This window comes from Nitrococcus sp. (assembly GCF_059432795.1).
Genome location: NZ_JBXWZQ010000056.1, coordinates 1 through 9,280 on the forward strand (window position 1 = coordinate 1; position 9,280 = coordinate 9,280).

Here is a 9,280-nt window from a genome sequence, read left to right on the forward strand (position 1 = left end):
TGCGGCCGCTGATCGAGTTCGGATGAGATAAACGGAGCAGGCTCCGTCTATCTACCTGAGAAGAACTTCAACTACCCCGCACCACCGACTGATTCTTCGGAGCAACAATTCTATGAACGGAAATCTGCGCCAGAATGGTCATCGCTCACCGAGCTCCTACGGCGCAGACTCCTAGTTCGCAAGGCACCGCCGGCATTTGGGTAAATGAAACGTTAGCGTCTGATCAAGAGGATCTACTGACATGGCACTCCCAGTATCACTGCAACACCTCGTGGCAGAAATCGAAGGGCTGCAAGAGGGTTGGACGATATACCTCAATCGCAGAACCGGAGATCAAATGACCATAACGGATCGGGAGGCACGGATCGCGCTCAACGAAGAAGAGGCGAGTGAGCTCGCTGATTGGTTGATGGAAGATTTTTTGCCTAAGGTCAAGGAAGTGGTGACCTCGGAGGACTCCGTCGCCTTGCCGAACAAGGCGAGCGTGGAATTCTCTTTGATGGAGAAATATTGCGAGACAGTCGATGATCCGCAATTGCGGGAGAGCCTGGTGAACGCGATACGCGGTCGTGAGGCATCGGCGCGTTTCAACGATCTGGTCGAGGCCAAGGGCGTCGCCGAGGAGTGGAAGCAATTCCGGGAAGAGGCGATACGAGATCTGGTTGCCGAGGTCCTGGACTCCTATGATATCAGTTATGTCGAGTCCAAGAGCCACGCCTGAGCTTTGTTCGGCGGTGGCTCTGGCCCAAGACGGCAATGGAAGCCGGCCCGCAACCGGGTGTCTCGACGGCTCTCGGAAACTCCTCTAGATCGATCGATCGGCTTGTTATCTCGACTCAACCCGGACGCTGGCGGGGATTCATGCCGCCGCCCCCCGGCCAACGTTCGGTGCTCGAGAAACGTGGGCCTCTGGAAAGCAAACCGCTGTGACGAGCAGCCCGAGAATGTCCGCGCACTTCGCTGCGACTCACTCGTGCCCTGACCGGAAAACCACTATTGGGAACAACCGGGTGTTATGTCACCGTGCGTTGAGCCAGGGTCTTGACGCGTAGCGGCCCGCGGGCCTGAACGCCTGCTCCGGGCGTAGTGCCTTGGCAGTGGAATTTCACCCGGCTACCCGGTGAGCGAGGATTTCGACAATGACGGAACGAGTTCAGGTCGGAGGGCTGCGGGTCGCGAAATCGCTCCACGATCTGGTTGCGCAGGAGGTAACGCCGGCGCTGGGCTATGATCCAGAATCGCTATGGGCGGCGCTCGCCCGTATCGTCGCGGATTTGGGGCCGCGCAATCGCGAATTGCTCGCCGAGCGCGATGAGCTGCAGGCGAAGATCGATGATTGGCACAGAGCGCACTTCGGCCAGCCGCACGAGCGCAAAGCCTATCGGCGCTTCCTCGAGGAGATCGGCTATCTGCTGCCGGAGGGCGCGGATTTTCAGATCACCACGAGCGATGTCGATCCGGAAATCGCGCACGTGGCGGCGCCCCAACTGGTCGTGCCGGTGAACAACGCCCGCTATGCGCTCAATGCCGCCAATGCCCGATGGGGCAGTCTTTACGATGCGCTCTACGGCACCGATGTGATACCCGAGGAGGCGGGCCTCGAGCGTGGCGAGCGCTACAATTCGCGGCGCGGCGCCGAGGTCATGCGCTATGCTGCCGACTTGCTCGACGAGATCGCGCCATTAGCGCGCGGCCGACATCGTGATGCAATCGCCTACGCCCTGCATGAGGCGGGTGAGGGCAAGGCGCAACTGCGGATTCAGCTCAGCGACGGCAGTGAAACGGCCTTACAGCACACCGAGCAGTTCGTGGGCTACGTCGGTGGCGCCGAACCGGCGGTCGTGCTGTTGCAGCATCACGGTTTGCACCTGGAAATCCTGGTGGACCGCAACCACCCGATAGGCCGCGAGCATAGCGCCGGGGTCAAAGACGTTATTCTCGAGTCGGCGGTCACGACGATACAGGACTGCGAGGATTCCGTCGCGGCGGTGGATGCCGCGGACAAGACCGTGGTGTACCGCAATTGGCTCGGCCTGATGAAAGGGGATCTGGAGGCGCACGTAGACAAATCGGGTCGCACCATCACACGGCGTCTGCATGCCGATCGTCGGTATACCACCCCGGCAGGCGGCACGCTGACGCTGCCTGGGCGCAGCCTGATGCTGGTGCGCAACGTCGGCCATCTGATGAGCACCGATGCGGTGCTCGACGGTAATGGCGAGGAGATCCCCGAGGGTTTCCTCGATGCCCTGATGACGGCGCTTATCGCAAGCCATGATCTGCGCGGCAAGGGCCGTTACGCCAATACCCGTACCGGCAGCATCTACGTCGTGAAGCCCAAGATGCATGGACCGGCGGAGGTGGCGTTTACCTGTGCGCTCTTCGATCGAATTGAAGATGCCCTTGGTTTGCAACACCACACGCTAAAGCTTGGGGTGATGGACGAGGAGCGACGGACGACACTGAACCTCAAGCAATGCATCCGCGCCGCCAGGGAGCGAATCATTTTCATCAACACGGGATTTTTGGACCGCACGGGCGATGAGATCCACACAAGCATGGAAATGGGACCCATGGCGCGCAAGGCCGATATGCAGCAAGCCGCCTGGCTCAAAGCCTATGAGGACTGGAATGTAGCCATCGGTCTCGAGGTCGGGTTGCAGGGCCGGGGACAGATAGGCAAAGGCATGTGGACGCGGCCGGACGAAATGGCGGCGATGATGGCGAGCAAGAGCCAGCATCCGCTTGCCGGAGCGAGCTGTGCTTGGGTCCCTTCGCCTACGGCCGCGACGCTTCATGCCATCCACTACCATCGCGTGAATGTGCTAGACCGGCAACAGGCGTTGGCGGCGCGGCCACGGCCCTGCCTCGACGATCTCCTGGAGATACCTCTGCTGGGCGATCAAAGGCTCACGGACACGGCGATTCAGCAGGAGCTCGACAATAATTGCCAAGCCATTCTCGGTTATGTGGTGCGCTGGGTGGATCAGGGGATCGGTTGCTCGAAGGTGCCGGATATCCACGATGTCGGGCTGATGGAAGATCGGGCCACATTGCGCATTTCGAGCCAACACATTGCCAACTGGCTACACCATGGTATCTGCTCCGAGCACCAGGTACGGGAGACGCTGGAGCGCATGGCCGAGGTCGTAGATGGTCAGAATGCGCCAGACCCGAGCTATCGGGCCATGGCGCCGCGTTGCGATGAGAGTATCGCCTTTCGAGCTGCCTGCGATTTGATCTTCAGGGGGCGGGAGCAGCCCAACGGATACACCGAGCCGTTACTGCATCGGCACCGTCGGGAGGCCAAGAAAAGATACGGTCACTGAGTCCACCGCCGGCAGCGAGGGGATGCGTATCGCTCTGGCTCATAGGTTAGCCCGCAGAATACGCCTAGAAGATCGTCGCCAGCATTAAGAACCAGCGCGGAATCGGCTGCCCGGTCACCCCGATCCAGATGATATAGGCAGTCGCAGCGACCGCGGAGATGAACGCGGCCAGGCCGAAGGACTTGGTGATAAGGCGGCGGGGCGGCTGTCGTTTTGCCATGGGCGTCTCCAGTTTGGCAAGGCTTGAAAAGTGAATTGCTCAAAAACCGATTTTACATCACCCGTCAGCTTCACCGGCATTCCGGCGAACCTAACGCTAGCAGGTCAATCCGCCGTTGCCCGTCCGTTGGTAATAGCGATCAGCTGAAGCGTCCGCCGGTTTTTTGCGGCTCGTAAGCACGGGCCCGGCGAAATCGCTCCTTAAGAATAATGCGACGGTTGCGCCATGCACCACTGGCCCGCCCCGGACAGGCTGCGCGGTATTGACTGACCGCGCGCCCGGTTGGTGTCAACTCGGTCTGCCCTGGTCTCGGGCGAGTTCCCGCAACACAAAATGCAGGATGCCACCATGACGATAGTAGTCCCATTCGGTCGGGGTATCGATGCGTACCGCCACCTCGAATTCGGTGACCTTGCCGTCGTCGCTGACCGCTTTGACGGGCAAGGTTTGCGGTTCGCCATCCGGGCTGGTGATGAAATACGTCTCCGTCCCGGACAGACCGAGTTGCTCGACGTTGTCCCCGGTGCGGAACTGCAGCGGCAGCACGCCGAAACCCACCAGGTTAGACCGATGAATGCGCTCGAAGCTCTCGGCAATCACCGCGCGGATGCCGAGCAGCTTGGTGCCTTTGGCCGCCCAGTCGCGTGAAGAACCCGCGCCGTAATCCTTGCCGGCCAACGCCACCAGCGGCACCTTCGCTTCCTGATAACGTTTGGCAGCGTCGAAAATGCTCATTCGTGTTCCGTCCGGGAAGTACGTGGTCCAGCCCCCCTCGGTGTTCGGGGCGAGCTTGTTGCGCAGGCGAATATTGGCAAAAGTGCCGCGCATCATGACCTCATGGTTGCCCCGGCGCGAGCCGTAGGAATTGAAATCCTTCGGTGCCACGCCGTGCTCGAGAAGGTAGCGCCCGGCCGGGCTGTCCGGTTTTATGGCGCCGGCCGGAGAGATGTGATCGGTGGTGATGGAATCGCCCAGCATGACCAGACAACGCGCGCCTTCGATCACCGGCGGGCGCGACGGTTCCCGCTCCATGTCCTCGAAAAAGGGCGGGTGCTTGACGTAGGTCGAATCCGGCCATTGATAAATTTCGCCTTCCGGCACCGGTAGCTCGCGCCACATCTCGCTGCCCGTGAACACATCAGCGTAGCGCTCCCGGTATAAGGCCGACGAGATATTCCCTTCCATGAGCTCGGCAATCTCATTTTGCGTGGGCCAGACGTCCTTGAGATAGATGCTGTTGCCGTCGCGGTCCACCCCGAGCGGTTCGTGGTAGGGGTCGCTTGCCATGGAGCCGATCAGTGCATATGCGACCACCAGCGGTGGCGATGCCAGATAGTTGGCGCGCACGTCCTGATGGATGCGGCCCTCGAAATTGCGGTTTCCCGAGAGGACGGAGGCTACGACGAGATCGCCTTCACGAATCGCCTGCGCTATGGCATCGGGCAGCGGGCCGGAGTTGCCGATGCATGTCGTGCAGCCGAATCCCACAACATTGAAGCCGAGTGCTTCGAGATCGTCGAGTAGACCCGCCTTCTCCAGATAGGCAGGAACGACCTGGGAACCCGGTGCCAGCGACGTCTTGACCCAGGGTTTTACCTTCAATCCGAGCCGGTTGGCTTTTTGGGCTAGCAGTCCCGCGGCGATGAGCACGGCCGGATTGGAGGTGTTGGTGCAGGAGGTTATGGCGGCGATGACCACGGCTCCGTGTTTGAGCAGAAATCTATCGGTACCGAGCTCGACTTCGGAGGCGCCGGTTTCGTGCCCACCCGGCCAACCGATCGCCGTGTCACCGCCTTCCGAGGCGAAACGCTCCTCATCGCGGTTGGCGGGTAGGGCATGCCTCGCCTCCAGTTCCTTGCGCAGCGTATCGAGAAAGGCGGGCCGAGCGTTCGTCAGCGCGATGCGATCCTGAGGGCGCTTGGGGCCCGCGATGCTCGGGACCACCGAGCCGAGGTCCAATGCCAGTACGTCGCTGTAGTCGGCCTCGCGGCTGCCGGCTTCGCGCCATAGCCCTTGCATCTTGGCGTAGGCTTCTACCAGCTCGAGTCTCGCCTGAGGGCGGCCGGAGAGCTCGAGGTAGCGCAGCGTCTCCCGGTCGATCGGGAAAATACCGCAGGTTGCGCCATACTCCGGCGCCATATTCGCGATGGTCGCGCGGTCGGCGAGCGGCAGGTGGTCCAGACCGTCGCCATAGAATTCGACGAATTTGCCGACCACCCCCTTTCGGCGCAGCATCTGCGTGACGGTCAGGACCAGATCGGTGGCTGTGGCGCCCTCGGATAACTGCCCCGTGAGCTTGAAGCCGATGACTTGCGGCAGCAGCATGGTGATGGGCTGGCCCAGCATGACCGCCTCGGCCTCGATGCCCCCCACCCCCCAGCCGAGCACGCCGAGACCGTTGATCATGGTCGTGTGGGAATCGGTGCCCACGAGCGTGTCAGGGTAAGCGAAGGTCGTACCCGCGCGCGTCTCGGTAAATACGACGCTTGCCAGATACTCCAGGTTGACCTGATGGACGATGCCGGTGTCCGGTGGCACGACGCGGAAGTTATCGAACGCCTTCTGACCCCAGCGCAGGAACTGGTAGCGCTCCGCGTTGCGCTGGAACTCGAGCTCGGTGTTGCGCTTGAGGGCGGTGGGGCTCGCGAAGTAATCCACCATGACCGAATGGTCGATCACGAGGTCAGCCGGCACCAGCGGGTTGATAAGGCCGGGTTTGCCGCCAAGGCGTTGCATGGCCTCGCGCATTGCGGCGAGGTCGACCACCGCCGGCACGCCCGTGAAATCCTGCAGGATCACGCGAGCCGGTGCGAAGGCGATCTGCACGCCGGGCTCTGCCGCACGGTCCCAGCTCAGCAGCGCCTCGATGTCCCTTTTTCCGACGTGCTTGCCATCCTCTTTGCGCAGGAGATTCTCCAGCAGGATTTTCAGCGAATAGGGCAGACGATCGATGTCGTGTGTGTCCTGCAGCGCCTCCAAGCGATGGACTTGATAGGCATCGCCGTTCACCGTGAGGGTGGATTGCGTGTTGAAGCTGTTGTGCATGTTTTGTTTCCCTCCCTCGTCGTGGCTTGCGCCCGTATTCGCCGCTGCTTGGCGTTACTCGGCGTTGCGACTACTTTACCACTGAGTGTTGCGCTTCCCGCGTTGATTGCACAGCGGACCGCGCCGGCGGGTGTTCTTGTCTCGGCGCGCTGCAGCCCTCAGGAGGTCGCCAGCTGTCGCTGGGCCTCGGCGATGAGGCGCTGACGAAAGAAAATGAGTCGCAGACGACTGCCGCCCGCGCGCCGCCAGAGGCTGGCGGCGCGAATGGCCGACAGCAGCAGCGCTCGGATCAGTGCCGCGTTGTGCGGGTCTTCCAAATGGGCGTGCTTGCCACTGATGACGATCGGCGGGTTAATCGAGCTGACCGTCTCAGTATACAGACCCCCCAGGTTGCGAATGACGTTATCGTGCAGAGCGCTGAAGTACGCCGCTTGTTCGCTGGCGCGACGCACCCCGTCCACCACCTTCCGGAAGCGCCGGCGGTTCGCGGTGAGCTTGCGCTCCAGCTGCAGCACGGCCACCAGATAGCGGGTGAGCTGCACCTCACTGGGGTGCGCGAGATGCTCCGCCAGTAACTGCAGCCCCGGCAGCAGACGCTCTCGGCCGCCGTACAGCGCCGCGGCGTCGTCATGATAGATTCCCAGCAGCGCACGAATACAAGGCTCGGCATGACCCGGCTCGCAGCGTCCGTGCACAGCGATTTGCCGGACCTGTGTGATGGCTTGGACCGTTCCCGCCAACGCCAGCACCTGTTCGCTATCAGGCGATTCCATAGTGGGTTTCAAAGACCTGCCAGGGAAATGTTCGCTGAATAATGCCACCGCCAAGGCACACCTCGTCGCGATAGAAAACGACCGACTGTCCTGGCGCCACGGCCCGCTGCGGCTGATCGAAGACGACTCGCGCGCAATCGGCGGCAATGGCCTCTACGACGCAACCTTGGGAGGGTTGGCGATAGCGGGTTTTGGCCGAGCAGCGCAGCGGTGTGCTCGGTTGCTCTCCAGCGACCCAGCACAGATCGCTTGCTTCCAGGCCCGCGCTCATCAGCAACGGGTGGTGGTGCCCTTGCGCAACGATCAAGCGATTCGCGGCGGGATCCTTGCCGACGACATACCAAGGCTCGCCCGAGTGTCCCGCATGTCCGCCGATATCCAGCCCCCGGCGCTGCCCCAGGGTGTAGAAGCTGATTCCCTGATGTTCGCCCAAGATGACGCCTTGCGGCGTCTCGATGGGACCGGGGCTCGGCTGAATGTAGCGGCTAAGGAAAGCGCGGAAGTCGCGCTCGCCGATGAAGCAAATACCCGTGCTGTCCTTACGGTCGAAGTTGTCGAATCCAGTCTGCTCTGCCAGAGCACGCACTTCGGACTTGCGATGCTCGCCAAGCGGAAACGCCGCGCCGGCAAGCTGGTCCTGGCCCAGCGTATAGAGAAAGTAGCTCTGGTCCTTGGTTTCGTCCTCGGCCTTGAGCAGGTAATGGGCCCCCCGGCGCTCGATATTACGGGCATAATGGCCGGTGGCGACAAAGTCGGCGCCTAGGCGGCGCGCATATTTGGTAAAGGCGTGAAACTTGATCCGCCGATTGCATAAAATATCCGGGTTCGGCGTCTTCCCCAGGCGAAATTCGCGCAGGCAGCGGTCGAATACCTCCGTTCGGTACTCGCGGGCAAAGCTTGCCACATGCAGCGGGATTCCCAGCCGATCGCATACCTGCCTAGCATAGGCGACGTCCTGCTCGGCGTTGCACAGCGCGGCGGCGTCATCTTCCTCCCAGTTGCGCATGAAAAGGCCTTGAACATCGTGGCCTTGTTCGAGGAGCAGGAGTGCGGCGACGGCAGAATCAACGCCGCCGGAAAGACCGACGATGTAGCGCGTGCGCTGCTCCATTATCCACTCAACTTTCGACCGGCTTCATTGCAAAGGGTTATATGAAATACATTTTCAATCTAAATCTAGCACACGGGCATTTGTCGTGTCGTGCACGCCTGCCTAGCCCAAATCACGGAGCAACTCGAGCGGATAACGCCGGCCGGCGAGATAATCCGTGGCCGAATGAAGTACCAGGGGGCTGCGCAGCCGTTGCGCCGCCGCGTCGAGTTCCTCGAAGCTGAGCCAGTGAGTGCAGTAGATACCCTCGTCGAGGGATTGGAAAGGATCGTGAGAAATCGCGCGCGCGGCAAAGGTCACTCGCAGGAACGTCTTATCCTGATCCGGGTGGAGCCAGCGGTAGACACCAACCAGCGCAAGTCCCTCGACCAACCAGCCGGTTTCCTCCCGAGTTTCCCTCACCATGGCCTCTAGCAGGCTTTCGCCCGGTTCCAAATGCCCCGCCGGTTGATTCAGTACCCTTCGCCCGTCGGCCGATTCCTCGACCATCAGGAAACGGTTCTCGTGCTCGATTACAGCAGCGACGGTCACGTGCGGTTTCCATACGGCCTGTCGTAGGCTCATTGTTGACTCCGGGCATCATGCCTCATCGGCGGCGATGAACACGTTCGTATCCGGAAACGCCACGGCTCCTGATTGCCCGCTTGCCTGTAGCTCGGGGCGCATCAGCTCGATAAACCGTTTGGCCTGCAGCGAGAGGAATTTGCCATGACGCACCATCACGCCGTAGGTCCGTTTGGGGAAGATCTCCGGTAGCGGCCGAACGGCGACCCTCTCCGAGCCGGACAGGCAGAGATTGCTG

The 9,280-nt window shown here is 61.5% G+C and carries 7 protein-coding genes and 1 pseudogene; 2 read left to right on the forward strand and 6 right to left on the reverse strand.

Annotated features, from left to right (window positions below; genetic code table 11):
- Positions 1 to 337 precede the first annotated feature (337 nt).
- Together AC52Q4_RS04750 and AC52Q4_RS04755 are read left to right on the forward strand one after the other, a co-directional pair.
- A complete protein-coding gene (locus AC52Q4_RS04750) occupies positions 338 to 721 on the forward strand; it encodes a UPF0158 family protein (protein WP_495535659.1) in 384 nt (127 codons plus the stop codon).
- Between the two features lie 418 nt (positions 722 to 1,139).
- Complete coding sequence (locus AC52Q4_RS04755) at positions 1,140 to 3,329, forward strand: malate synthase G (RefSeq protein WP_495535660.1); 2,190 nt, start codon at positions 1,140 to 1,142, stop codon at positions 3,327 to 3,329.
- Between the two features lie 64 nt (positions 3,330 to 3,393).
- Here the strand turns inward: AC52Q4_RS04755 and AC52Q4_RS04760 are convergent, their stop codons facing one another.
- From AC52Q4_RS04760 to AC52Q4_RS04785, 6 genes and pseudogenes are all read right to left on the reverse strand, one after another.
- Positions 3,394 to 3,549: a hypothetical protein gene (locus tag AC52Q4_RS04760; RefSeq protein ID WP_495535661.1), complete on the reverse strand. Its 156-nt coding sequence runs from the start codon at positions 3,547 to 3,549 to the stop codon at positions 3,394 to 3,396.
- A gap of 288 nt (positions 3,550 to 3,837) precedes the next feature.
- Positions 3,838 to 6,594, reverse strand: coding sequence for an aconitate hydratase AcnA (acnA, locus tag AC52Q4_RS04765; RefSeq protein WP_495535662.1), 2,757 nt, complete (start codon positions 6,592 to 6,594; stop codon positions 3,838 to 3,840).
- Between the two features lie 158 nt (positions 6,595 to 6,752).
- Positions 6,753 to 7,367 carry a high frequency lysogenization protein HflD gene (hflD, locus tag AC52Q4_RS04770; protein WP_495535663.1) on the reverse strand — a complete coding sequence of 205 codons (615 nt, stop codon included), beginning with the start codon at positions 7,365 to 7,367 and terminating at the stop codon, positions 6,753 to 6,755.
- Entirely contained in the window at positions 7,354 to 8,478 is a 1,125-nt protein-coding gene (gene mnmA / locus AC52Q4_RS04775; protein WP_495535664.1) for a tRNA 2-thiouridine(34) synthase MnmA, read from the reverse strand. The genes hflD and mnmA overlap by 14 nt, the downstream gene beginning before the upstream one ends.
- A 102-nt stretch (positions 8,479 to 8,580) precedes the next feature.
- Positions 8,581 to 9,042, reverse strand: coding sequence for an NUDIX hydrolase (locus tag AC52Q4_RS04780; protein WP_495535665.1), 462 nt, complete (start codon positions 9,040 to 9,042; stop codon positions 8,581 to 8,583).
- Between the two features lie 15 nt (positions 9,043 to 9,057).
- A pseudogene (locus tag AC52Q4_RS04785) lies at positions 9,058 to 9,280 on the reverse strand (LysR family transcriptional regulator); the annotation flags it as partial.